At 74.0% G+C, this 23,451-nt stretch carries 19 protein-coding genes and 1 pseudogene; 12 read left to right on the forward strand and 8 right to left on the reverse strand.

The window, feature by feature from the left end; translation table 11 throughout:
- Positions 1-20: 20 nt before the first annotated feature.
- Positions 21-758, reverse strand: coding sequence for a glucose 1-dehydrogenase (locus ABZY31_RS27030; protein ID WP_356415099.1), 738 nt, complete (start codon positions 756-758; stop codon positions 21-23).
- A 107-nt stretch (positions 759-865) separates the two neighbouring features.
- Between ABZY31_RS27030 and ABZY31_RS27035 the strand changes: the two genes are divergently transcribed.
- Genes ABZY31_RS27035 through ABZY31_RS27045 form a run of 3 tightly spaced genes read left to right on the forward strand, consistent with a single transcriptional unit; the run spans position 866 to position 2,432 of the window.
- A complete protein-coding gene (locus ABZY31_RS27035) occupies positions 866-1,498 on the forward strand; it encodes a helix-turn-helix transcriptional regulator (protein ID WP_356415102.1) in 633 nt (210 codons plus the stop codon).
- A gap of 38 nt (positions 1,499-1,536) precedes the next feature.
- On the forward strand, positions 1,537-2,265 hold the full coding sequence (locus ABZY31_RS27040) for a VWA domain-containing protein (RefSeq protein ID WP_356415104.1): 729 nt from the start codon (positions 1,537-1,539) through the stop codon (positions 2,263-2,265).
- Positions 2,266-2,309: 44 nt separating this feature from the next.
- A complete protein-coding gene (locus ABZY31_RS27045; RefSeq protein ID WP_356415107.1) occupies positions 2,310-2,432 on the forward strand; it encodes a hypothetical protein in 123 nt (40 codons plus the stop codon).
- 49 nt (positions 2,433-2,481) lie between these two features.
- On the opposite strand, the gene ABZY31_RS27050 is transcribed toward ABZY31_RS27045, so the two are convergent.
- Positions 2,482-3,990, reverse strand: a complete 1,509-nt coding sequence (locus ABZY31_RS27050) for a DUF1906 domain-containing protein (protein WP_356415110.1) — start codon at positions 3,988-3,990, stop codon at positions 2,482-2,484.
- A gap of 239 nt (positions 3,991-4,229) precedes the next feature.
- On the opposite strand from ABZY31_RS27050, the gene ABZY31_RS27055 reads away from it, so the two are divergent.
- Both ABZY31_RS27055 and ABZY31_RS27060 read left to right on the forward strand, forming a co-directional pair.
- Positions 4,230-4,772: a UTRA domain-containing protein gene (locus ABZY31_RS27055; RefSeq protein WP_356415113.1), complete on the forward strand. Its 543-nt coding sequence runs from the start codon at positions 4,230-4,232 to the stop codon at positions 4,770-4,772.
- Positions 4,769-5,293: a UTRA domain-containing protein gene (locus ABZY31_RS27060; RefSeq protein ID WP_356415115.1), complete on the forward strand. Its 525-nt coding sequence runs from the start codon at positions 4,769-4,771 to the stop codon at positions 5,291-5,293. Before ABZY31_RS27055 ends, ABZY31_RS27060 begins: the two co-directional genes overlap by 4 nt.
- Positions 5,294-5,427: 134 nt before the next feature.
- On the opposite strand, the gene ABZY31_RS27065 is transcribed toward ABZY31_RS27060, so the two are convergent.
- From ABZY31_RS27065 to ABZY31_RS27075, 3 genes are all read right to left on the reverse strand, one after another.
- On the reverse strand, positions 5,428-6,888 hold the full coding sequence (locus ABZY31_RS27065; protein ID WP_356415117.1) for a glutamate synthase subunit beta: 1,461 nt from the start codon (positions 6,886-6,888) through the stop codon (positions 5,428-5,430).
- The gene (gltB, locus tag ABZY31_RS27070; RefSeq protein WP_356415120.1) at positions 6,881-11,503 is read right to left on the reverse strand and encodes a glutamate synthase large subunit; all 4,623 of its coding nucleotides are present in this window, start codon (positions 11,501-11,503) and stop codon (positions 6,881-6,883) included. Before gltB ends, ABZY31_RS27065 begins: the two co-directional genes overlap by 8 nt.
- 327 nt (positions 11,504-11,830) lie before the next feature.
- Positions 11,831-12,562, reverse strand: coding sequence for a VIT1/CCC1 transporter family protein (locus tag ABZY31_RS27075; RefSeq protein WP_356415123.1), 732 nt, complete (start codon positions 12,560-12,562; stop codon positions 11,831-11,833).
- Positions 12,563-12,841: 279 nt separating this feature from the next.
- Here ABZY31_RS27075 and ABZY31_RS27080 point away from each other — a divergent pair, with 279 nt between their 5' ends.
- Genes ABZY31_RS27080 through ABZY31_RS27110 form a run of 7 tightly spaced genes read left to right on the forward strand, consistent with a single transcriptional unit; the run spans position 12,842 to position 20,974 of the window.
- A complete protein-coding gene (locus ABZY31_RS27080; RefSeq protein ID WP_356415125.1) occupies positions 12,842-13,921 on the forward strand; it encodes an ADP-ribosylglycohydrolase family protein in 1,080 nt (359 codons plus the stop codon).
- Between the two features lie 38 nt (positions 13,922-13,959).
- Positions 13,960-15,246 (forward strand): ADP-ribosylglycohydrolase family protein, encoded by a 1,287-nt coding sequence (locus ABZY31_RS27085; RefSeq protein WP_356415152.1) that lies wholly within the window; start codon positions 13,960-13,962, stop codon positions 15,244-15,246.
- Entirely contained in the window at positions 15,243-16,430 is a 1,188-nt protein-coding gene (locus tag ABZY31_RS27090) for an ADP-ribosylglycohydrolase family protein (protein WP_356415128.1), read from the forward strand. The genes ABZY31_RS27085 and ABZY31_RS27090 overlap by 4 nt, the downstream gene beginning before the upstream one ends.
- On the forward strand, positions 16,427-17,956 hold the full coding sequence (locus ABZY31_RS27095) for an ADP-ribosylglycohydrolase family protein (RefSeq protein ID WP_356415131.1): 1,530 nt from the start codon (positions 16,427-16,429) through the stop codon (positions 17,954-17,956). Before ABZY31_RS27090 ends, ABZY31_RS27095 begins: the two co-directional genes overlap by 4 nt.
- Positions 17,953-18,858: a ribokinase gene (rbsK, locus tag ABZY31_RS27100; RefSeq protein ID WP_356415134.1), complete on the forward strand. Its 906-nt coding sequence runs from the start codon at positions 17,953-17,955 to the stop codon at positions 18,856-18,858. Before ABZY31_RS27095 ends, rbsK begins: the two co-directional genes overlap by 4 nt.
- Entirely contained in the window at positions 18,855-20,156 is a 1,302-nt protein-coding gene (locus tag ABZY31_RS27105; protein ID WP_356415137.1) for a CoA transferase, read from the forward strand. Before rbsK ends, ABZY31_RS27105 begins: the two co-directional genes overlap by 4 nt.
- Positions 20,153-20,974: a CoA ester lyase gene (locus tag ABZY31_RS27110; RefSeq protein WP_356415139.1), complete on the forward strand. Its 822-nt coding sequence runs from the start codon at positions 20,153-20,155 to the stop codon at positions 20,972-20,974. The genes ABZY31_RS27105 and ABZY31_RS27110 overlap by 4 nt, the downstream gene beginning before the upstream one ends.
- Positions 20,975-21,058: 84 nt before the next feature.
- Here ABZY31_RS27110 and lgt read toward each other — a convergent pair whose 3' ends face one another.
- From lgt to ABZY31_RS27125, 3 genes and pseudogenes are all read right to left on the reverse strand, one after another.
- On the reverse strand, positions 21,059-22,153 hold the full coding sequence (lgt, locus tag ABZY31_RS27115; protein ID WP_356415142.1) for a prolipoprotein diacylglyceryl transferase: 1,095 nt from the start codon (positions 22,151-22,153) through the stop codon (positions 21,059-21,061).
- 113 nt (positions 22,154-22,266) lie between these two features.
- Positions 22,267-23,262: a thioredoxin domain-containing protein gene (locus ABZY31_RS27120; protein WP_356415144.1), complete on the reverse strand. Its 996-nt coding sequence runs from the start codon at positions 23,260-23,262 to the stop codon at positions 22,267-22,269.
- Between the two features lie 95 nt (positions 23,263-23,357).
- A pseudogene (locus ABZY31_RS27125) lies at positions 23,358-23,451 on the reverse strand (tryptophan synthase subunit alpha); the annotation flags it as partial.

The following is a 23,451-nucleotide window of genomic DNA, read 5'->3' on the forward strand; positions in this document are numbered from 1 at the left end:
TATTCGCGGCGCACGGACGCTCACCGTGCGGTCATCCCGCCGTCGACGGTGAACTCCGCGCCGGTGATGTAGGCGGCGGCGTCCGAGCAGAGGAACCGGACCAGTTCGCCGACCTCCTCCGGGCGCCCCATCCGGCCCAGCGGCACGTGCGACCAGTCCCGGCCGGCCACCGCTCCGGCGACCATCGGCGTGTCGATCGCCCCCGGGTGCACGGAGTTGACCCGGATCCCGTCCCCGGCCAGGTCCAGTGCCGCCGACCGGGTCAGCCCGCGCAGGGCGAACTTCGTGGAGCCGTAGGCCGCGTGCCCCGGTATCCCGACCAGCCCGGCGGTGGAGGAGATGTTCACGACGGACCCGCCCCCGGCGGCGCGCAGCAGCGGGGCCACCGCCTGGATCCCGAGGAAGGGGCCCAGCAGGTTGACCCGGAGCAGTGCTTCGAAGCCCTCGGCGCTCTGCTCCTCCACATGGGCCGTGCGCCACAGGGCCGCGTTGTTGACCAGGGCCGAGACGCCTCCGTACGCCGCCACCACGGCCCGCACGACCCCGGCCCAGCTCCCGGCGTCGGCCACGTCGTGCCGTACGTACAGGCCCTGGTCACCCAGGGCCGCGGCGATCTCCCGCCCCTCCTCCTCCCGCAGGTCGGTGACGACGACCCGCGCGCCCGCCTCCGCGCACAGCCGGGCCTCCACCGCGCCCTGACCGCGCGCGGCGCCGGTGATCACCACGACCTTCCCGTCCAGCGAGACGTGAGCCCCCACGACGGTCCTCCCCCTGTACTGCACAGGTATTTCGAATAGGAATACTTCTAGCAGCCGCCCCCGGCGGAGGGAAGGGCGCCCGCGGAGCCGGTCGTAGACTGCCGACCGTGGCAGACGAGACGAACGGACGCGCGCTCCCCGCGACCAGTTGGGCGGTGCTCGGACTGCTCTCCTTCGGGCAGGAACTGTCCGGCTACGACCTGAAGAAGTGGTCGGACCGGTCGCTCACGTTCTTCTACTGGAGCCCCTCCTTCAGCCAGATCTACAGCGAGCTGAAGCGTCTGGAGAGGGCGGGGTACGCCACCTCGCGCCTGGTCTCCCCGGAGAGCGGCACCCGCGACAAGCGGGTGTACCGGATCACCGGCGAGGGCATGGAGGCCGTGCGGACCTGGGCCCGCGGCGCCGCGGTCGACCCGCCCGTCCTCAAGCACGGGCCGATGCTGCGGCTGTGGCTGGGACACCTGCTGGAACCGGAGCAGATGCGCGAAGTCCTGGCCCGCCACCAGGAGTTCGCACAGGACATGCGGCGCCGCGCGATCGCCGACGCGGAGGCGGCCGAGGGGCAGGCGGCGTGGGCGTACCCCACGCTCACCCTCCGGTGGGCCGAGCGGTACTACGCCTCCGAGCGCGACCTCGCGGCCGCCATGCTGGCGGACATCGAGGCCCTGGAGGCGGCGCGGGCGGACGCGGGCTCCCGGGAAGCCGGGGAGCCCGCGGGCTCCGCGGACCTTTCGACGTAGCCCCGCCGGGCCGCGCGCACTGCCGTACCCTCGGGCCCATGACCGGCAGTGCGATCGACCTGCGCAAGGTGGAAGAGAGTGCTCCGGCGCTCGTCAGCCTGTACAAGAGCGCCGGGGTCTCCCTGCGCAAACACGGCCTGAGCGGCCAACGGGCGGCGGTCTACCTGGTGCTGGACCACTCCGGATCGATGCGCCCGTACTACGCCGACGGCACCGTACAGGCCTTCGCGGACCGGGTGCTCGGACTCTCGGCGCACCTGGACGACGACGGCCGGGTCCCGGTGGTCTTCTTCTCCACCGACGTCGACGCCGTCGAGGAGATCTCGCTGGAGCGGCACGCGGGCGAGGTGGACCGGATCGCGGCCGGGCTCGGGCACATGGGCAAGACGTCCTACGACGCCGCGATGGACGCGGTCATCGACCACTACCTCGACAGCGGGTGCGCGGCGCCCGCCCTGGTGGTCTTCCAGACGGACGGCGGCCCGGTGAACAAGGCGGCGGCGGAGCGCTACCTGTGCAAGGCGGCGCGGCTGCCGCTGTTCTGGCAGTTCGTCGGCTTCGGCAACACCCGCAGCACCCAGTTCGACTTCCTGCGGAAGCTGGACGAGCTGCCGGTGCCGCAGGCGCGCCCCGTGGACAACGCGGGCTACTTCCACGCCGGGCAGGATCCGCGGGCGGTGCCGGACGGGCAGCTGTACGACCGGCTGGTGTCCGAGTTCCCGTCCTGGCTGGCGGCGGCCCGTGCGGCGGGCATCGTGCGCGTCTGACCCGCCTCCGCCGGTGGAGGGACGTACGGATCTCCGGGCGGGCCGTGGAGATCCTGGACCCGCCCGAGCTGCACCGCTTCGCCGAGGAGTCGGGGGAGGCGCCGCAGCCCGGAGGGCCGCGCACGATCCGCCGGGGCAACGACGACGAGCCCGCCCGGGAGGAGTGACGCGGGGCCCGGCCCCGGGAGCCGGTCCGGCCCCGAAGTACGGGCCGGTCTACGCGTCGGGGACCGGGACCGGGTCCTGCTCGGGGGCGGGCCCGGTCCCGGAGAGGGCGATCGCGGCCGGGTCGATGTCCACCCGGTTGCGGTCGATGTTGATGGTCACGCCGTCGTAGGTCTCGTCGTGGTCGCCCTGGTACTGGTGGGCGCGGCGGCGCCCGCTCCACTGCCCGGTGCCCGACGGCAGGCCGAGGTCGGAGTCGGTGACCGAGGAGCGGCCGTTCCAGGCCGCGGCCCACACGATGTCGGGGACGGCCTGCCCGGTGCGCGCGTAGGCGGCGCTGAGCGCCTTCATCCCCGAACCGGCCGCGAGGTAGGCGGCGGCGCGGTAGCCGAGGGCGTGCAGCCGCTGGGTCCAGCCGCCGACGTAGGCGACCACGGGGGCGTCCCAGGTGGCTCGGTCGGTGTAGTTCTCCACGTCGTTGTAGAGGACGGTGCCCGGGCCGAGACCCAGCGAGCGGGCGGCCGAGGCGGCGCCGTCGGCGGCCGTCCGGCCCTGCGCGGCCGCGGTGCCGGGGTCGGTGGACAGCCCGGTGGCGCCGCTGTACCAGGGCTGGCGGCCCACCCAGATCGGCATCAGGTGCCACCCGGCGGCGCTCTGCCGCCTGACCCAGTCGGCGGTCAGCTGCGGCTGGGCGCAGGCGCGGGACCCGCCGCCGATGTAGATGCCGACGGCGCCGAAGGGGGAATCGTCCCACCAGCCGTCCATGGTCCCCTGGCCGGGGGCGGTGCAGGCGTCGAAGCCCTCGCCGCGGTACGCGCCCGGGGTGACCAGGGACCCCGGTGCGGCGCCGGGTGCCGGGGCGGGCAGGGGCCGCGGCGCGGGCCGGGGCACCGGCCTCGGCACGGGGCGGACGGACGGCGGACCGGGGTGGCCGGGATGGCCGGGCAGCTCCGCATCACCGTCCCCGCTCCCGACCGGCCGGGCGCCCTCGATCACCGCGCGGACCGCGGCGGGCGCGTCGCCGTAGGAGGCGGTGGCCATGATGCCGGACTGGGCGAGGACGTACCGGAGCTCGTTGCTGGGCACCGCCCGGGGCGCGGCGGCGGGCAGCGCGGTGCCGACCGGTACGTCGACGGTCGGGATGTCGGCCCGCCGCGGGGCGTCCTGTACGGGCTCCAGGTGCAGCGTGTCGGCGCGCTCGACGGCGGCCCGGCCCGCGCAGTCGCCCTGGGGGCCGGCGTGGCCGACGTACAGGGTGGGCAGGTCGAGGCGCACGCAGGCCTCGGGGTGGCGGTCGAGGTCGACGACCCGCCAGGTCGCGGGGAAGGTGAAGCGCAGCCCCCGGTAGTCGTAGGTGCGGCCGGCGTCGGCGGCAGCGGCGGCCGGACCGAGGGCGGCCAGCGGCCCGCTGAGCGCCAGCGCGACCCCGCAGCCGGAGGCCAGCAACCGGTACAGCCCCCGCCCGCCCCGCGGCAACCCCGCCCCGGCCCGGGACACGGCACTGCCCCCGGCGCGGGACGACCCGACACCCGACATGGCATTCGACACGACTCGCGGCATGACGCTGTATATACAGCCCCCACACCCCCACAAACCCCCACCAAGGCCGCGCCCCGGCGACCGACTACCCACCTGGCCCTGCAACCGGGCACCGCGTGCACCAAGGCGTCGGCGGCGCGTTCGGAAACGCAGAGGCGCATGTCGTCGCGGTGATCGATGACTCCCCACCCTCCGAGGGCAGCGCACACGCATACCGTGAGAGCCGCAGAGCGGGACCGGACCTGGAAGCGGAGGGCAGCATGAGCGACGGCCAGTGGACCAGTGCGTCGGCCCCGTACCTGACGCCCCGGGCAGACGGGGAGCCGGACGCATGGACCGCCGAGGCCACGGCTCGTGGGCGCTCGGGCGGACAACGCATCCTGCACGCTGGGGAAGAGCCCGCGTCGGACGCGGTCGCGCGGATGCTGGGCGTCCCCGCCGGGGAGAGCGTCGTACGGCGTCGGAGGGTCATCGAACTGGACGGTGAGCCGTGCGAGTTGACCGACAGCCATTACCCCGCTGCGATCGCGGCGGGAACCCCGCTCGCATCCACCGCGAAGATCCGCGGCGGAGCCGTCACCCTGCTCGCCGCGCTGGGGCACGCCGGCGTACGCGTGGTGGAGGAGGTTTCGGCGCGACTGCCGACGGATGAGGAATGCGGTCACCTGCGGATCGCACCGGGCGAGCCGGTACTCCTCGTCTCCCGGGTCACCATGGACACGAGCAACCGGCCCGTCCAGGCCGACGTGATGGTCATGCCCGCGGACCGTGCACAGTTGCGCTACGAGACCAGGATCGGATGACGTTGCCCGCGGCCTCCCTCGCGCTCGCGTCCGGCGACGATCCCTACCCTTGGCTCACCGACGCCGCCGGGCCCGGCGCCCACGCCGTCAGCACGCTCGTAGAGGTGCGCGAGGTGACCCCGCCCGCCGATGTCGCCGCCGCGCTCGGACTCCGTGACGGCGATCGCACGGTACTGCGACGCCAGGTGATGCGGATCGACGGCGAACCGGTCGAGCTGGTCTGCTCCTATTACCCGTTGGACGTCGCCCGCGGCAGCGCGCTCGCCGAGGCGCGCAAGATCAGGGGCGGCACTCCCGCCCTGCTCGCCGGGCTCGGCGTCCCTCCCCGGCTGAGTGTCGACCGGGTCTCCGCCCGCGTCCCCACCCAGGACGAACACCGCGCGTTGGGCCTGACCAGCGACCTGCCGGTGCTCCGCACCCTGCGCACGGTCTTCAGCGACGACCGGCGGCCGGTCGAGGTGACCGTCATGGTCAAGTCGGGCCACCTGTACGAGCTGCGGTACGAGTTCCCGCCCGGCTGAACCGCCCCCGCCCCCGCACGCCACGGCGCCCGCCTCCCTGGTCGGGGACTGGCGGGCGCCGTGTCGGGGTTCCGTACGCCGTTGTACGGGCCGTATGAGGGCCTCCCGCGGAGGGGAGGGGTGCTGCCGGGTGGTTACACCGTCAGCGAGCGGTCCGTCGGCTTGACCGGGTACGGGAGGGTGCTGGCGCCCGTCAGGTAGCGGTCCACGCCGCGGGCCGCGGAGCGGCCTTCGGCGATGGCCCACACGATCAGGGACTGGCCGCGGCCCGCGTCGCCGGCGACGAAGACGCCGTCCACGTTGGTCGCGTACGACGCGTCCCGCGCGACGTTGCCGCGCGCGTCCAGCTCCAGGCCGAACTGGTCCACCAGGCCGTTGGCCTGGTCGGTGCCGGTGAAGCCCATCGCGAGGGTGACCAGCTGCGCCGGGAGGACGCGCTCGGTGCCCTCCTTCTGGACGAGCTTGCCGTCCTCGAAGGCGACCTCGACCAGGTGGAGGGACTGCACGTTGCCGTCCTCGTCGCCCTCGAAGTGGGTGGTGGAGACGGAGTAGATCCGCTCGCCGCCCTCCTCGTGCGCCGAGGTCACCTTGTACAGCATGGGGAACGTCGGCCACGGCTGGCCGGCGGTGCGGTCCTCCGAGGGGCGCGGCATGATCTCCAGCTGCGTGACCGAGGCCGCGCCCTGGCGGTGGGCGGTGCCCACGCAGTCGGCGCCGGTGTCGCCGCCGCCGATGACGACGACGTGCTTGCCCTCGGCGGTGATGGGGGGCGCCATGAAGTCGCCCTCCTGCACCTTGTTCGACAGCGGCAGGTACTCCATCGCGAAGTGGATGCCGTTCAGGTCGCGGCCCGGGACCGGCAGGTCGCGGGAGACCGTGGCTCCGGCGGCGATGACGACCGCGTCGTAGCGGCGGCGCAGCCGGTCGGCCGGGATGTCGCGGCCGACCTCGACGCCCGTGCGGAACTTGGTGCCCTCCGCGCGCATCTGCTCGATGCGGCGGTTGATGTGCACCTTCTCCATCTTGAACTCGGGGATGCCGTACCGCAGCAGGCCGCCGATGCGGTCCGCGCGCTCGTACACCGCGACCGTGTGACCGGCCCGCGTCAGCTGCTGGGCGGCGGCGAGTCCCGCCGGGCCCGAGCCGATGACGGCGACGGTCTTGCCGGACAGCCGGTCCGGGGGCTGCGGGGTGACGTCGCCGTTGTCCCACGCCTTGTCGATGATCGAGACTTCGACGTTCTTGATGGTGACGGCGGGCTGGTTGATGCCGAGCACGCACGCCGACTCGCACGGAGCCGGGCACAGGCGGCCGGTGAACTCCGGGAAGTTGTTCGTTGCGTGCAGGCGCTCGGACGCGGCGGCCCAGTCCTCGCGGTACGCGAAGTCGTTCCACTCCGGGATGAGGTTCCCGAGCGGGCAGCCGTTGTGGCAGAACGGGATGCCGCAGTCCATGCAGCGGCCGGCCTGCTTGCTGATGATCGGCAGCAGCGAACCCGGGACGTAGACCTCGTTCCAGTCCTTCAGCCGCTCGGCGACGGGTCGGGAACAGGCGGTCTCGCGGGGGGTGGTGAGGAAGCCCTTCGGGTCAGCCATGGGTCGCCGCCTCCATCATCTTCTCGGTGGTCTCCGACTCGGAGAGTCCGGCCCGCTCAGCGGCGTCCTTGGCGGCGAGCACTGCCTTGTACGTAGTGGGGATGATCTTGCTGAAGCGGTCCACCGAGACGGACCAGTCGGCGAGGAGCTTGGCGGCCACGGTCGAGCCGGTCTCCTCCTCGTGGCGGCGCACCACATCGTGCAGCCACTGCTTGTCGGCGTCGGACAGGTCGTTCTCGACCGCGCCCGCGTTGCCGACGTTGACGTTGCAGGGGTCGAGGTCGACGACGTACGCGACGCCGCCCGACATGCCCGCCGCGAAGTTGCGGCCCGTCTCGCCCAGGACGACGGCCTGGCCGCCGGTCATGTACTCGCAGCCGTGGTCGCCCACGCCCTCCGAGACGACCAGGGCGCCGGAGTTGCGGACGCAGAAGCGCTCGCCGGTGCGGCCGCGCAGGAACATCTCGCCGCCGGTCGCGCCGTAGCCGATGGTGTTGCCCGCGATGGTGGAGTACTCGGCCAGGTGGTCGGCGCCGCGGTCCGGGCGGACCACGATCCGGCCGCCGGAGAGGCCCTTGCCGACGTAGTCGTTGGCGTCGCCCTCCAGGCGCAGCGTGATGCCGCGCGGCAGGAAGGCGCCGAAGGACTGGCCGGCCGACCCGGTGAAGGTGAGGTCGATGGTGTCGTCGGGCAGGCCCGCGCCACCGAACCGCTTGGTGACCTCGTGGCCGAGCATGGTGCCGACGGTCCGGTTGATGTTGCGGATCGCCACCTGCGCGCGGACCGGGAGGGCGGCTTCGGCGCTCGGGGCGTTCAGCGCGTCTGCGGCCAGCCGGATCAGCTCGTTGTCGAGGGCCTTGGCGAGGCCGTGGTCCTGCTCGATGACGGCGTGGCGGACGGCGCCCTCGGCCAGTGCGGGCACGTGGAAGAGCGGGTCCAGGTCGAGGCCCTGGGCCTTCCAGTGCGCGACGGCCTTGGAGGTGTCGAGGAGTTCCGCGTGGCCGACGGCCTCCTCGATCGTGCGGAAGCCCAGCTCGGCGAGCAGCTCGCGCACCTCCTCCGCGATGAACTCGAAGAAGTTGACGACGAATTCGGGCTTGCCGGAGAACCGCTCGCGCAGCACCGGGTTCTGCGTGGCGATGCCGACGGGGCAGGTGTCGAGGTGGCAGACGCGCATCATGACGCAGCCGGAGACGACGAGCGGCGCGGTCGCGAAACCGAACTCCTCGGCGCCGAGCAGCGCGGCGATGACGACGTCGCGGCCGGTCTTCAGCTGGCCGTCGGTCTGGACGACGATGCGGTCGCGCAGGCCGTTGAGCAGCAGCGTCTGCTGGGTCTCGGCGAGGCCGAGCTCCCAGGGGCCGCCCGCGTGCTTGAGCGAGGTCAGCGGGGAGGCGCCGGTACCGCCGTCGTGGCCGGAGATGAGGACGACGTCCGCGTGCGCCTTGGAGACGCCCGCGGCGACGGTGCCGACACCGACCTCGGAGACCAGCTTCACGTGGATGCGGGCCGCCGGGTTGGCGTTCTTGAGGTCGTGGATCAGCTGAGCCAGGTCCTCGATCGAGTAGATGTCGTGGTGCGGCGGCGGGGAGATCAGGCCCACGCCCGGGGTGGAGTGCCGGGTCTTGGCGACCCACGGGTAGACCTTGTGGCCGGGCAGCTGGCCGCCCTCGCCGGGCTTGGCGCCCTGCGCCATCTTGATCTGGATGTCGTCCGCGTTGACCAGGTACTCGCTGGTGACGCCGAAGCGGCCGGAGGCGACCTGCTTGATCGCCGAACGGCGGGCCGGGTCGTACAGGCGGTCCGGGTCCTCGCCGCCCTCACCGGTGTTGGACTTGGCGCCCAGCTGGTTCATGGCGATGGCGAGGGTCTCGTGGGCCTCGCTCGAAATGGATCCGTACGACATCGCGCCGGTGGAGAAGCGCTTGACGATGTCGGCGACCGGCTCGACCTCGTCGATGGAGATCGAGGGGCGGGACTCCGTGTCGAAGCCGAACAGGCCGCGGAGCGTCATGAGGCGCTCGGACTGCTCGTTCACCCGGTCCGTGTACTGCTTGAAGATGTCGTAGCGGCGGTTGCGCGTGGCGTGCTGGAGGCGGAAGACCGTGTCCGGGTCGAACAGGTGCGGCTCGCCCTCGCGGCGCCACTGGTACTCGCCGCCGATGTCCAGCGCGCGGTGCGCCGGGGCGATGCCGGAGGCCGGGTACGCCTTGGCGTGGCGGGCGGCCACCTCCTTGGCGATGACGTCCAGTCCGGCGCCGCCGATCTTGGTGGCGGTGCCGCTGAAGTACGTGCCGACGAACTCCTCGTCCAGGCCGATGGCCTCGAAGACCTGAGCGCCGCGGTAGGAGGCGACCGTGGAGATGCCCATCTTGGACATGACCTTCAGGACGCCCTTGCCGAGCGCGTAGATCAGGTTCTTGATGGCCTGCTCGGGCTCCAGGCCCGACAGGAAGGTGCCGGCGCGCAGCAGGTCCTCGACGGACTCCATCGCCAGGTACGGGTTGACCGCGGCCGCGCCGTAGCCGATGAGCAGGGCGACGTGGTGGACCTCGCGGACGTCACCGGCCTCGATGAGCAGGCCCACCTGGGTGCGCTGCTTGGTGGCGATGAGGTGGTGGTGGACCGCGGAGGTGAGCAGCAGCGAGGGGATCGGCGCGTGCTCGGCGTCGGAGTGCCGGTCCGACAGGACGATCAGGCGGGCGCCGCTCTCTATGGCGGCGTCGGCCTCGGCGCGGATCTCCTGGATCCGCGCGGCGAGCGCCTCGCCGCCGCCCGAGACCCGGTAGAGGCCCGAGAGCGTGGCGGCCTTCATGCCGGACATGTCGCCGTCGGCGTTGATGTGGACGAGCTTGGCCAGCTCGTCGTTGTCGATCACCGGGAAGGGGAGGGTGACGCTGCGGCACGACGCGGAGGTCGGCTCCAGCAGGTTGCCCTCGGGGCCCAGGGAGGACAGCAGCGAGGTGACGAGCTCCTCGCGGATGGCGTCCAGCGGCGGGTTGGTGACCTGCGCGAAGAGCTGGGTGAAGTAGTCGAAGAGCAGCCGGGGGCGCTCGGACAGGGCCGCGATCGGGGAGTCCGTACCCATGGAACCGAGCGGCTCGCCGCCGGTTCGGGCCATCGGCGCCAGGATGATCTTCAGCTCTTCCTCGGTGTACCCGAAGGTCTGCTGGCGGCGGGTGACCGAGGCGTGGGTGTGGACGATGTGCTCGCGCTCGGGGAGGTCCTCCAGCTCGATCTCACCGGCTTCGAGCCACTCGGCGTACGGAGCGGCGCCCGCGAGGTCGGCCTTGATCTCGTCGTCCTCGATGATCCGCTTCTGCGCGGTGTCGACGAGGAACATCTTGCCGGGCTGGAGGCGGCCCTTGCGGACGACCTTGGCCGGGTCGATGTCGAGGACGCCGACCTCGGAGCCGAGGACGACGAGGCCGTCGTCGGTGACCCAGTAGCGGCCGGGGCGCAGGCCGTTGCGGTCGAGGACCGCGCCGACCTGGGTGCCGTCGGTGAAGGTGACGCAGGCCGGGCCGTCCCAGGGCTCCATCAGGGTGGAGTGGTACTGGTAGAACGCGCGCCGGTCGGGGTCCATCGAGGTGTGGTTCTCCCACGCCTCGGGGATCATCATCAGCACGCTGTGCGGGAGCGAGCGGCCGCCGAGGTGGAGCAGCTCCAGGACCTCGTCGAAGGACGCGGAGTCGGAGGCGTCGGGGGTGCAGATCGGGAAGATCCGCTCCAGCGCGCCCTCGCCGAAGGCCTCGGAGGCCAGCTGGGACTCACGGGCCTTCATCCAGTTGCGGTTGCCCTTGACCGTGTTGATCTCGCCGTTGTGCGCGACGAAGCGGTACGGGTGGGCCAGCGGCCAGGACGGGAAGGTGTTCGTCGAGAACCGCGAGTGGACCAGCGCCAGCGTCGAGGCGAAGCGGCGGTCGGAGAGGTCCGGGAAGAAGGGCTCCAGCTGGCCGGTGGTCAGCATGCCCTTGTAGACGATGGTGCGGGCGGACAGCGACGGGAAGTAGACGCCCGCCTCGCGCTCGGCGCGCTTGCGCAGCACGAACGCCTTGCGGTCCAGCTCGATGCCGGTGCTTCCTCCCCCAGACTCCGTCCGGGAGGTGCCCCCGGTCACGAACAGCTGCGAGAAGGCCGGCATGGTGGCTCGGGCGCCGTTGCCGAGCAGGTCGGGGGTGACGGGCACCTCGCGCCAGCCGAGCACGGTGAGGTGCTCCTCGGCGGCGATGGCCTCGATCTGCGCGACGGCCTGTGCGGAGCCGTCGGCGGGCAGGAAGGCGATGCCGACGGCGTAGGCGCCGGCCTCGGGGAGGTCGAATCCGGCCACCTCGCGCAGGAACGCGTCGGGGACCTGACAGAGGATGCCCGCACCGTCGCCCGAGTCGGGCTCGGAGCCGGTGGCGCCGCGGTGTTCGAGGTTCCGCAGTACGGTCAGCGCCTGCTCGACCAGCGTGTGGCCGGCCTCGCCGGTGAGGTTGGCCACGAAACCGACGCCGCAGGCGTCGTGCTCGTTGCGCGGGTCGTACATGCCCTGCTGGGCGGGGCGACCGTCCATGGGCGACCAGGCGGTGGTGCTGGGGCCGGTCGCGGAGTGCGTGGATGCGGAACGCATCGGGACTCCCGTCGTCGTCGTGGCATATGCATAGCCGAGGGACGACGTTGGCCCTCTGCGAAATTTCGTGCAGGTTACATGATGACGGCAATCCCGGGAACCGGATATCGCATTCCAGCATGCGGACACTGTGCGAAAGAAAAGTGAGGACCTGCGCGGGCGTCAGCGCGAGGCGGATGCGCGAGGCAGAGGTCCTGATGCAGGCCGGGCATCATTGCCCGGCCGCCTTCACGTCATGCCCGCCGGTCACGCGATCGAAACCGACCGAAACCGGCGAGTAATGACTACTTATGCTGAACTCTGCATAGCATCTCACCCTTCGAGGGGTCAGCCTACGGCTCCACCGATCCACGTGCCCAGGATGTACGTCACACCCGCCGCCGCGCCACCCAGGAGCAGCTGCCGCAGCCCGCTGTACCACCACGACCGGGCGGTGACCCGGGACACGACCGCCCCGCAGAGGAACAGCCCCACCAGGGCCAGCAGCACCGCGGGCCACAGCGCGGCCGCGCCGAGCAGGTACGGCAGTACGGGCAGCAGCGCGCCCAGCGCGAAGGCGCCGAACGAGGACACCGCGGCGACCAGCGGCGACGGCAGGTCGTCCGGGTCGATGCCCAGCTCCTCGCGGGCGTGGATCTCCAGCGCCTGCTCGGGGTCGCGGGACAGCTGCATCGCGACCTCGCGGGCGAGGGACGGGTCGACGCCGCGCGAGACGTACAGCTCGGCCAGCTCCTCCATCTCGTCGATGGGGTGCTTGCTCAGCTGCTGACGCTCGATGTCCAGCTCGGCGAGGACCAGCTCGCGCTGGGAGGCGACGGAGGTGTACTCGCCGGCCGCCATGGAGAAGGCGCCGGCGGCCAGGCCCGCGAGCCCGGTGATGACGATGGTCTGCGTCGCGACCGCGCCGCCCGCCACACCGGTCATCAGGGCGAGGTTGGAGACCAGTCCGTCCATGGCACCGAAGACGGCCGGGCGCAGCCAGCCACCGTTGACGTCACGGTGGGTGTGGTTGTCGCGGTGGGCCTCGTGCAGCGGTGCTTCGGTGTCGATGATGGACATGTGGCGTGACTCCCCTTCGCGTACGGAACGGGCGCGCGGGCACGGCACGGGAGGGCCCGGACCGTGTGCAGGCACCCACTCCCCCTGAACACCTCGAAACTACGCACGATTTCGGGGCGCCGCCAGCAAGGTAGGCCGTACTTACCAGGGCTTTCGTCCGTCGGCGACCGGGTGACGGGAGGGGCCGGGTGGTGTTTCGCGGCAACCGACAAACGCGATGCCGTGGCACAAATCCCCCATGGGCTCATGATGAGTTCCACCAAGTGGAGAGGCGCGCCCATGGGGCTGATCGCATCCGGTCCGCAGTCGCATCCCGAGCGGTACCTGGGGTACCCGGGGTCGCATCCCGACGTGCGGGCGGACGTGTGGGCCGGGCCTCGGGCGGACGTGCAGCCGCAGGTGCTGCTGGACCGGGCGCGCGGTGCGCTGCTGGGGCTCGCGGTGGGTGACGCGCTGGGCGCTCCGGCGGAGAACATGAAGCCGTCGCAGATCCGCGCCAGGTGGGGCCGCATCGAGGGGTTCGTGTCCGACGACCCGGCCGGTACGGACGACACCGAGTACGCGATCTTCTCCGGCCTGCTGCTGGCCCGGCACGGGTCCGCCCTCACCGTCGCGCACGTCGAACGGGCCTGGCACCACTGGATCGCCGACCTGGACGAGGGCCCCTTCCGCGGGGCGGGCTTCTCCGAGCGCGGGACCCTGGAGAACCTGCGGCGGGGCCTCGCCGCGCCGATCTCGGCGCAGCACCGGCACGCCTGGTCGGACGGGCTCGCGATGCGGGCCGCCCCCTTCGGGGTCTTCGCGGCCGGGCGCCCGGCGGAGGCGGCCCGGCTCGTCGCCATCGACGGCACCGTCAGCCACGACGGCGAGGGCATCTACGGCGGCCAGGCCGTCGCGGCGGGCGTGGCGGCGGCCATGGCGGGCGGATCGCCGGCCTCGGTGGTCTCCGCGGCCCTGTCCGTCATCCCGTCCGACTCCTGGACCGCGCGCTCCCTGCGCCGGGCCGTGACCGCCGCCCCGCGCGGCGAACGGGCGGTGCGCTCCGCGGTGGTCATCGGCGGCTACCCCTGGACGGACCTGGCGCCGGAGGCGGTGGGCCTCGCGTTCGGTGCCTTCGCCTCCTGCGGCGGGGACTTCCGGGGCTCCGTCCTGACCGCGGTCAACATGGGCCGCGACGCCGACACCACGGCGGCCGTCGCGGGCGCCCTGTCCGGCGCCCTCTCCGGCGCCGCCGCCATCCCGGCCGCGTGGTCCTCGGTGATCGGCCCGGTCCGCGGCAGCTGCCTGCCCTCGATGCGGGGCTACCACGTCCTGGACATCGCGGACCTCCTGACCCCGGATTCCGAGCCGCCCCGATGACCCCACCACGCAACGCCCCGGAAAGCCCGGGGGTACCGGTGGCGGTGGCGGTGGCGGGCGGGAAGGTGGTCGTGCCGGTAGCGGGTGGAGACGCGGCCGTGCCCGTACAGGCCGAGTCCCTCGCCGCCACCGCCACCGCAAGCCACCGCACCGGCGCCCCCGCCGGGGACGCGTCCCGCGGGGAGCGGCGGATCGAGGGGCTGTTGCTCGGGCTGGCCGCCGGGGACGCCGCCGGGTGGCCCGCCGCCCGGCACCGGGCCAGCCGGATGCCCGAGTGGACCCGCCGCCTCACCCGCGAGCTGGACACCTTCGCCGAGCAGAACGCCACCACCACTCTCCCCGTCCCCATCGCCCTCAACCAGCCCCCCGAACCCCTGCGCCTCGGTCCGAGCGACGACGCCGAGTGGGCAGCCTTCGCCGCCGAGTCCGTCCTCACCGCCGCCGGCGCCCTGCTCAGCGACCTGAGCCGGTCGCGCCGGATGCGGGCCGCGATCGACCTCGCGTGGAACGCCCTGGCCAGCGAGGTCGCGGCGGCCGCCGACCGGGCCCCCGAGGTCGAGTCGGCGGTGCTGCCGCTGCGGGCGCGGATCTCCGTACGCGCGGGCCTCGGCAACCTCGCCGCCGGTCTGCGCCCGCCCGCCACGGGCCACGACAACCCGCACTACTTCGACGACGCCGCCTGCATCCGCGCCTGCGTCCTCGCGGTCGTCCACCCCGGGGACCCGGCGGCGGCGGCCGACCTCGCGGAGTTCGACGCCCGCTACACCCAGGACGGCGACGGCGTGCACGGCGCCCGCGCGATGGCCGCCGCCCTTGCGACCGCCCTGGCGGGGTCCGGCACCGACGCCGCCGTGGACGCCGCGCTCGGCCGGCTGCCCGCCACGACCGAGATCGGCCGCAACGCCCGGCACGCCGTCGCGCTCGCCCGCGCGCACCCCGACGGCGGCGCCTTCGCCATCGTGCCGCTGCTGGAGCACCAGATCGTGGACCACGTCTACAGCTACGGCATCGCCGCCGCCGAGACCGTCCCCGTCGCCCTCGCCCTGGCCACCGCCGCCCGCGGCCGGGTCGCCGAAGCGGTGCCGGCGGCGGCCTGCCTGTCCCGGGTCGCGGATTCGGCCCCCGCCCTCGCCGGGGCGCTGACCGGCGCCCTCGGCGGCGGCGACTCGATCGCGCCGGCCTGGCGCGACGCCTGCCGCACCCTGTCCGGCTGCGCGCTGCCCCGCCTCGCCGGTACGGACCTGGTGGAGCTCGCGGCCCTGCTCACGCGGACGGAACTCACCGCGCCGCTCCCCCACACGACCCGGAGGACGATCCGCCCATGACGCAGATGGGTACGGAGAGCCAGGCGCGGACAGAGGCGCGGGCGCTCACGATCGAGGACCGGGCCGCCGGCTGCCTGGTCGGGGCCGCCGTCGGGGACGCGCTCGGCGGCCCGGTCGAGGGCTGGTCCCCGGACCAGATCGTGGAACGGCACGGCGGCCGGGTGCGCGGCATCGTCGGCCCCTGGTACAAGGACTGGCGCACCGCGCGCCCCATCGCGCCCTACCACAAGGGCGACGGCCACGTCACCGATGACACCTTGATGACGCATGCGCTGGTACGCGTCTACGAGGCGGTGCGCGACCACCTGGACGCCTACGCGGTCGCCGACCACCTCGTCCCCGACCTGATGTCGCGGCCCCGCTGGATCCCGGAGCTGGAGGCCGAGGCGCTGCCCCTGCACCGGATCTTCCTCGCCGAGAAGTGGATCGTGGCCCGGCTCCACTACGGGCACGTGGACCCCCGCGAGGCGGGCACCGGCAACATCGTCAACTGCGGGGCCGCGATGTACATGGCGCCGGTCGGCATCGTCAACGCCGGCAATCCGGCGGGCGCGTACGCGGAGGCGCTGGACATCGCGGGCGCGCACCAGTCGTCGTACGGGCGGGAGGCCGCCGGGGTGTTCGCGGCCGCGGTGGCCGCGGCCTGCGTGCCGGGGGCGACGGCCGCGTCGGTGGTCGAAACGGCGCTCTCCCTCGCCAAGGACGGCACCCGGGCCGCGATCGCGGCGGTGGCCGAAGCCGCCTCCGCGCACCGGGACGTCGAGTCGGCGCTGGTGCCGCTGCGGGAGGCGGTCGCCCCGTACGACTCGGTCGGCCCGGACTACCGCTCGCCCTCGCTCGGCGCCCGGCGGCCGTCCCGGCTGCACGCGATCGAGGAACTGCCGGTGGCGCTGGGCATGTTGCTGGTCGCGGAGGGGGCGTACGAAGCCTCCGTGCTCGGGGCCGTCAACTACGGGCGGGACTGCGACTCCATCGCCACCATGGCGGGGGCGCTGGCCGGCGCGCTGGGCGGTGCGGCGGCGGTGCCGGGGGCCTGGGCGCGGGAGGTCGCGGCGGCGAGCCGACTCGACCTGCACGCCCCAGCGGCGGCCCTGGCCCGGGTGGCCCGCGAGGTCTTCGCCCTCGATCTCGCCCGCCGCCGCGCCCACGAGTCCGCCTTCACCACGATCGCCGCCCCCCGATGACACCCCTCGCGAACCGACTGCCCCCGACCGCGGCCCCGATCACCTCGGCAGACCACGCCCCGCACCCCGCCCGCCCGGCCCCGGCACGCCCCGCGACCCCGAATCCCCCGCCCGGCGGCCCCGCCGGCCCGATCCGCCTGACCTGGGCGCAGCCCGAGGACCTGATCGGGCACGAGCTGCGCCAGGCCGAGGAGGACGGGCGCGGCCGCGCCGCGGAGCCGGTGCGGCGGGCCTGGCTGGCCGCGGGCGGCCACCCGGCCCCCGACCGGGCCGGAGCCTCGCCCTCCCCCGCCCGCCCGGAGCTGCGCGCCCTCGCCGACCGCCTGCTGACCGAACTGGCCGCCCTCCCCCGCCCCCTGGCCGCGGCCGAGCCGCACGGCTGGGCCACGATCACCGCCACCTGGCCCCCGGCCACCGGACCCACCCCGCGCCCCTCGCCGGAGGCGGCCCGGCTGGAGGCCGCCTGGCTGGGGCGGGCCGCGGGGTGCGTGCTCGGGAAGCCCGTGGAGAAGCTGCCGCTCGCGGGGATCCGGGCCCTGGCGCGGGCCGCCGGGAACTGGCCGCTGGACGACTGGTTCACCGCCGAGGGGGTGCCCGCCGAGCTGCTGGCGGCGTACCCCTGGAACCGCCGCTCCGCGCCCACCTCGCTCGCCGAGAACATCGACGGCGCCCCCGAGGACGACGACCTCAACTACCCCCTGCTGAACCTGCTGCTGCTCCAGCGCCACGGCAAGGGCTTCACCACCGCCGACGTGGCCCGGCTCTGGCTCGACGAGCTGCCCGCCGGGCGGACCTTCACCGCCGAGCGCGTCGCGTACCGCAACCTCCTCCTCGGCCTGGAGCCCCCCGCCACCGCCACCCACCGCAATCCGTTCCGCGAGTGGATCGGCGCCCTCATCCGCGCCGACGTCCACGGCTGGACCCACCCCGGCGATCCGGCGGCCGCCGCGGCCCAGGCCCACCGGGACGCGACCTTGACCCACACCGGCAACGGCGTCTACGCCGCCCTCTTCATCGCCGCTGCCACCGCCGCCGCGGCCGTCCCCGGAGCCGACGTGCACGGCGCCCTCGCCGCCGGGCTGGCAGTCGTACCCCCGCGTTCGCGGCTCGCCGAAGCGGTCCGGTTCGCGGTGCGCGAGGCCCGGGCGCACTCCGCCGCGCACCGCCCCTTCGACGAGGTCGTCGACCGGCTGCACCGGCGCTACGGGCACTATCACTGGGTGCACGCCGTCCCGAACACCGCCCTGATCGCGGCCGCCCTCACGCACGCGGAGGGCGACTTCACCCACTCCATCTGCCGCGCGGTGTCCGGCGGTTGGGACACCGACTCCAACGGCGCGACGGCGGGCGCGCTGGCGGGACTCCTGGCCGGCTCCCCCGACCGGCTCCCGCGCCGCTGGACCGCCCCGCTCGCGAACCGGCTCGCCACCAGCGTGCCCGGCTTCGACGGCGTCGGCTTCGACGCCCTCGCCCGACTCACCGCACAGCTCGCCCACCTCACCACACCGGAGGCAGCACCCTCATGACGGCCATCGCCGTGCTCGGCAGTACCAACATGGACCTCGTCGCCTACGTCCCCAAGGCCCCCCGCCTCGGGGAGACCGTCACCGGCCGGGCGTTCCACACCGTCCCCGGCGGCAAGGGCGCCAACCAGGCGGTCGCCGCGGCCCGCAGCGGCGGGGAGGTGACGATGATCGGGGCGGTCGGCGCGGACGCCTTCGGCGTACGGCTGCGCGCCGCGCTCTGCGACGCCGGCGTCGAGACGGCGGCGCTGCGCACCGTCGAGGGCGCCAGCGGCACCGCGCACATCACCGTGGACGACGAGGGCGGCAACTCGATCATCGTGATCCCCGGCGCCAACGCCCTAGTCACCGGCCTGGAGGAGGGCGACGCGGCCCGGATCGGCGCCTGCGGGACGCTCCTGCTCCAGCTCGAACTGCCGCTGTCCGCCGTCCTTGCGGGCGCCCGCGCGGCCCGCGCGCACGGCGTGCGTACGGTCCTCACGCCCGCCCCCGCCCAGCCGCTGCCCCCCGAACTGCTCGCCACCATCGACCTGCTGGTGCCCAACGAACACGAGGCGGCCGCCCTCACCGGCTTGACCGATCCCGCCCGGGCGGCCGACGCCCTGCTGCACGACGTACCGGAGGTGGTGATCACGCTCGGCGCGGCCGGATCGCTGCACGCGGCGCGCGGCCAGGCCCCGTACACCGTGCCCGCGCCCCGGGTGCGGCCCGTGGACACCACCGCGGCCGGGGACACCTTCGTCGGCGCGCTCGCCGTGGCACTCGGCGAGGGACGCACCATGCGTGCGGCCCTGGCCTGGGCCTCGGCGGCGGCCGCGCTGTCGGTGCAGCGGCCCGGCGCCCAGGACTCGATGCCGACGCGCGCCGAGACGGACGCCTTCGCGGGCACCGGGCCCCGGCCGTGAACCCGCCCGCACCCCGGCCCGGAACCGCGCGGGACACCCCGCCCGCACCGCCGCCCGCACCTCCGCCCACACCTCCGTCCGCGCAGGCGCCCCCGCCCGCCGCCCCCGCCGCGAGCGGACCGCTCGCCGGACTGCGCGTCCTCGACCTGGCCACCCTCTTCGCGGGCCCGCTCGCCGCCTCCCTGCTCGGCGACTTCGGGGCCGACGTGCTCAAGGTGGAGCACCCGCGGCGCCCCGATCCGTCCCGTGGCCACGGCCCGGCCAAGGACGGCTTCGGCCTGTGGTGGAAGGTCCTGGGCCGCAACAAGCGGACCCTCACCCTCGACCTGTCCACCCCCGGCGGCCGGGACGTGCTGCTGCGGCTCGCCGCCACGGCCGACGTGGTCATCGAGAACTTCCGTCCCGGCACCCTGGAGAAGTGGGGCCTCGGCTGGCCCGAGCTGTCCGCGGCCAACCCCCGGCTGGTCCTGGCCCGGGTGACGGGCTTCGGCCAGTTCGGCCCCTACGCCCGCCGCCCCGGCTTCGGCACCCTCGCCGAGGCCATGAGCGGGTTCGCCGCGATGACCGGGGAACCGGAGGGACCGCCGACCCTGCCGCCGTTCGGGCTCGCGGACTCCATCGCCGCGCTGGCCACCGCGTACGCCGTGATGACCGCGCTCGCGGGCCGCGGCCGCACCGGCGCCGGGCAGGTCGTGGACCTGGCCATCATCGAGCCGATGCTGGCGGTCCTCGGCCCGCACCCCCTCTGGTACGACCAGCTCGGCTACGTCCAGCCGCGCACCGGCAACCGGTCCACGAACAACGCGCCCCGCAACACCTACCGCAGCGCGGACGGCCGGTGGCTGGCCGTGTCCACCTCGGCGCAGTCGGTCGCGGAGCGGGTGGTGCGCCTGGTCGGGCGGCCCGAGCTGGCCGAGGAACCCTGGTTCGCGACGAGTTCGGGGCGGGCCGCCCACACCGCCGTCCTGGACGAGGCGGTCGGTTCGTGGATCGCCCGGCACAAGGCGGAGGAGGTCGTCACCGCGTTCGAGGAGGCGCAGGCGGCGGTCGCGCCGGTCTACGACGTGCGCGACGTGCTGGCCGACCCGCAGTTCGCGGCCCTGGACACGGTCACCGAGGTGGACGACCCGGACCTCGGGCCGCTGCGGATGCAGAACGTCCTCTTCCGGCTCTCCGAGACGCCGGGGTCGATCCGCTGGGCGGGCCGCGCGCACGGCGCGGACACCGACGCGGTGCTGGCCGAACTGGGCTTGTCCCCAGCGGAGATCGACGTCCTGCGGACCGAGGGAGCACTGTGATTCTGACCTGGCTGTACGTGCCCGGGGACCGGCCGCAGGTGGTCGCGAAGGCGCTCGCCTGCGGCGCGGACGCGGTGATCGTGGACCTGGAGGACGCGGTACCGGTCTCCCGCAAGGAGTACGCGCGCACGGCCACCGCGGAGCTCCTCCAGCACCGGCCCCCGGTCCCCGTGTACGTCCGGGTCAACGCCCTGGACACACCGTGGGCGCGGGCCGACCTGAACGCGCTGGCGGGGCTGTCCGGGCTCGCCGGCTTGCGGCTGCCCAAGATCACCGCGCCCGAGCAGGTCGCCGCGGTCGCCGACCGGACCGGCGGGGTGGCGCTGTACGCGCTGCTGGAATCGGCGCTGGGGGTGGAACGGGCGTACGAGATCGCCCGCGCCCACCCGGCCCTGCGGGGCCTGTCCCTGGGCGAGTCGGACCTGCGGGCGGACCTGGGCGTGAGCGCAGACGCGGGGCTCGACTGGCCGCGCTCGCGGGTGGTGGTGGCGTCCCGGGCGGCCGGGCTCGCGCCGCCGCCGCAGTCCGTCTTCCCGGACATCCGCGACCTGGAGGCGCTGGCCGGATCGTGCGTCCGGGGCCGGGCGCTGGGCTTCCTGGGCCGGGCCGCGATCCACCCGCGCCAGCTCCCGGTGATCGAACGGGCCTACGTACCGGGGACCGCCGAGGTCGCGGCGGCGGAGCAGATCGTCGCGGCGGCCCGCCGCACCCCGGGGGCCCAGGCCCTCCCGGACGGCCGTTTCGTGGACGCGGCGGTCCTGGCGGGCGCGGAGCAGGTCATGGCGCTGTCCCGGCGGGAGTCCCGCGTGCCGTCCTGACGGCCGCCCCCACACGCACGTGCTCCGCCGGACCAGGTCCGGCGGAGCACGGTGACGCGGGTGAGCCTGCGGCTCGCGCGGGGGTCAGAGCTTCTTGGCTCCGGGCGCGGTGTCCTCGGCCTGCGCGGGCAGCCCGGGCTCGGCCGGCGCGGGCTTCGCGAGATCGGCCTTGGTGACGTCGGGCTTGGTCGCGTCGGGCTTCGCGGGATCGGCCTTCGCGAGGTCGGGCTTGGTCGCGTCGGGCTTCGCGGGATCGGCCTTCGCGAGGTCGGGCTTCGTGAGGTCGGCCGTCGGCGCCGCGGCCCGTACGGCCTCCGGGTCGGCCGCGGCCTCGCCGGCAGCGTCGGCCGGCGCCTCGCCCTCGGGGCCGACCGGCTCCACGACCTCCTCGCGGCCCGGCCGCAGCCGCGCCGACAGGATCAGGTAGGTCACGGCGGCGACGAAGACCACGATGGCCGTCCACACGTTCAACCGCAGGCCCAGCACGTGGTGCGCCTCGTCGACCCTCATGTACTCGATCCAGCCGCGCCCGGCGCAGTACGCGGCGACGTACAGGGCGAACGCCCGGCCGTGGCCCAGCGTGAAGCGGCGGTCCGCCCAGATCACCAGGGCGGCCACGCCCAGGCACCACAGCGACTCGTACAGGAAGGTCGGGTGGTAGGTGCCCGCGACCCGGTTCGGGCCGTCGCTGATCTCCAGCGCCCACGGCAGGTCGGTGGCGCGGCCGTACAGCTCCTGGTTGAACCAGTTGCCCCAGCGGCCGAAGGCCTGGGCCACCGCGATGCCGGGGGCCAGCGCGTCCGCCCAGGCGGGCAGCGGGATGCCGCGCAGGCGGCAGCCGATCCAGGCGCCGACCGCGCCCAGCGCGATCGCACCCCAGATGCCGAGGCCGCCCTCCCAGATCTTGAAGGCGTCGACCCAGTTGCGACCCTCGCCGAAGTAGAGCTGGTAGTCGGTGATCACGTGGTAGAGGCGTCCGCCGACCAGGCCGAACGGAACCGCCCACACGGCGATGTCCGCCACCGTGCCCGGCCGGCCCCCGCGCGCTACCCAGCGCTTGTTGCCGAGCCAGACGGCGACGAAGACGCCGATGATGATGCAGAACGCGTAGCCGCGCAGCGGGATCGGTCCGAGATGGACCACACCGGTCGACGGGCTGGGAATGTAGGCAAGTTCCATGGCACCGCAGACGCTACCTTGCCGGGCGGTGGGGACCGCAACCCGCCCGGCAAGACGGCGTCAAATCGACACCTGCCGATCATCCGGCGGGCACGGATCCGAGGGCCGCCCTGTCACCCCCTGCCGCCCCCCGGAACACCGGCCGAGGTCCCTGCCGAGGAGCCCGTGGAAGAGCCCGTTGACGTACCGGCCGACGACCCCGCCGAACCGCGCGCCGACGGCCGGCCCGAGGCCGACGCCGAGGCCTTCGCCGAGGGTCGCGCCGAAGCCTCCTCCGACGCGTCGGGCGACGCCTGCGCCGGCGCCCCGGAGCCCGCCCCGGCCGCTGCCGTGACCTTCGCCTTCAGCTTCTCCGGGGTGAGCGGATTGGCCTGGTCCGCGAAGATGTCCTTGCCGTCGAGCAGGATCGTGGGCGTGCCGCGGAACTTCCCCGCCTTGAACGCGTCGTACGACTTCCCGACCCAGCTGTTGTGGGTCCCGCCCTCGACGCACTGGCGGAAGGCGGGGGTGTCGAGGCCGTCGACCTTGCCCGCCAGCTCCAGCAGCCGGGCGTTCTTGCCGTAGGCGTCGTCGACCTCCTTCGGCTGGTTCTCGAAGAGGACGTCGTGGTACGCCGGGAACTTCCCCGCGTCCTGGGCGCAGGCGGCAGCGTTGGCCGCCTTCAGGGAGCCGCTGCCGCTCATGTTGCCGTCGATCAGCGTCACCAGGTGGTACTCCACCTTCAGCTGCCCCTTCGCCACGAGGTCCTGGACCGTGGCGCGGTAGGAGTCCTCGAAGGCCTTGCACGCGGGGCAGCGGAAGTCCTCCCAGATGGTCAGGGTCGACTTCGCCGCGTCCTTGCCGTTCTGGATGGCGAGGGCGTCCTTCCCGGTGGCTCCCGAGGGGGCCACGACCGGGCCGGCCCCGTCCTTGGCCGAGCCGCTCTTGCCGGCGTTGGCCGCGAGCAGACCGACGACGGCCGCCAGGCCGAGGACGCCGACGACCGCGGCGGCCACCACCAGGGTCCGCCGGCGCTTGTCCTTGCTCTTCTGCCGCTCGCGCTCCACCAGGAGTCGCTCGCGGGCCGTTCTCTTCGCATCGCGGTTCACACCGTCGTTCTTGTCGCTCACGTCCCGCCAAACGAAGCGGGGAGGCACTCTCGTGCCTCCCCGCTCCCACATCCACTCGAACGGGCTACAGAACCCCGCCGTGGATCAGCTGTTCGTCAGCTCCTGCGTACGCCTTCCGCAAGTTCGGCCGCCAGGGCGCGGACCGCGTCGAGGCCGGCCGGGAGGTCGGGGGCGTCCAGGAGGAGCTTG

This window comes from Streptomyces sp. NPDC006529, assembly GCF_040611795.1.
In the GTDB taxonomy this organism is placed as follows: Bacteria; Actinomycetota; Actinomycetes; order Streptomycetales; family Streptomycetaceae; genus Streptomyces.

Excerpts from the sequence above, each read along its gene's own strand:
- ABZY31_RS27040 (WP_356415104.1), top strand. The coding sequence starts at position 1,537 with ATGACCGGCAGTGCGATCGACCTGCGCAAGGTGGAAGAGAGTGCTCCG.
- ABZY31_RS27050 (WP_356415110.1), bottom strand. The coding sequence starts at position 3,990 with ATGCCGCGAGTCGTGTCGAATGCCATGTCGGGTGTCGGGTCGTCCCGC.
- ABZY31_RS27055 (WP_356415113.1), top strand. The coding sequence starts at position 4,230 with ATGAGCGACGGCCAGTGGACCAGTGCGTCGGCCCCGTACCTGACGCCC.
- ABZY31_RS27060 (WP_356415115.1), top strand. The coding sequence starts at position 4,769 with ATGACGTTGCCCGCGGCCTCCCTCGCGCTCGCGTCCGGCGACGATCCC.
- ABZY31_RS27065 (WP_356415117.1), bottom strand. The coding sequence starts at position 6,888 with ATGGCTGACCCGAAGGGCTTCCTCACCACCCCCCGCGAGACCGCCTGT.
- gltB (WP_356415120.1), bottom strand. The coding sequence starts at position 11,503 with ATGCGTTCCGCATCCACGCACTCCGCGACCGGCCCCAGCACCACCGCC.
- ABZY31_RS27075 (WP_356415123.1), bottom strand. The coding sequence starts at position 12,562 with ATGTCCATCATCGACACCGAAGCACCGCTGCACGAGGCCCACCGCGAC.
- ABZY31_RS27080 (WP_356415125.1), top strand. The coding sequence starts at position 12,842 with ATGGGGCTGATCGCATCCGGTCCGCAGTCGCATCCCGAGCGGTACCTG.
- ABZY31_RS27090 (WP_356415128.1), top strand. The coding sequence starts at position 15,243 with ATGACGCAGATGGGTACGGAGAGCCAGGCGCGGACAGAGGCGCGGGCG.
- ABZY31_RS27095 (WP_356415131.1), top strand. The coding sequence starts at position 16,427 with ATGACACCCCTCGCGAACCGACTGCCCCCGACCGCGGCCCCGATCACC.
- rbsK (WP_356415134.1), top strand. The coding sequence starts at position 17,953 with ATGACGGCCATCGCCGTGCTCGGCAGTACCAACATGGACCTCGTCGCC.
- lgt (WP_356415142.1), bottom strand. The coding sequence starts at position 22,153 with ATGGAACTTGCCTACATTCCCAGCCCGTCGACCGGTGTGGTCCATCTC.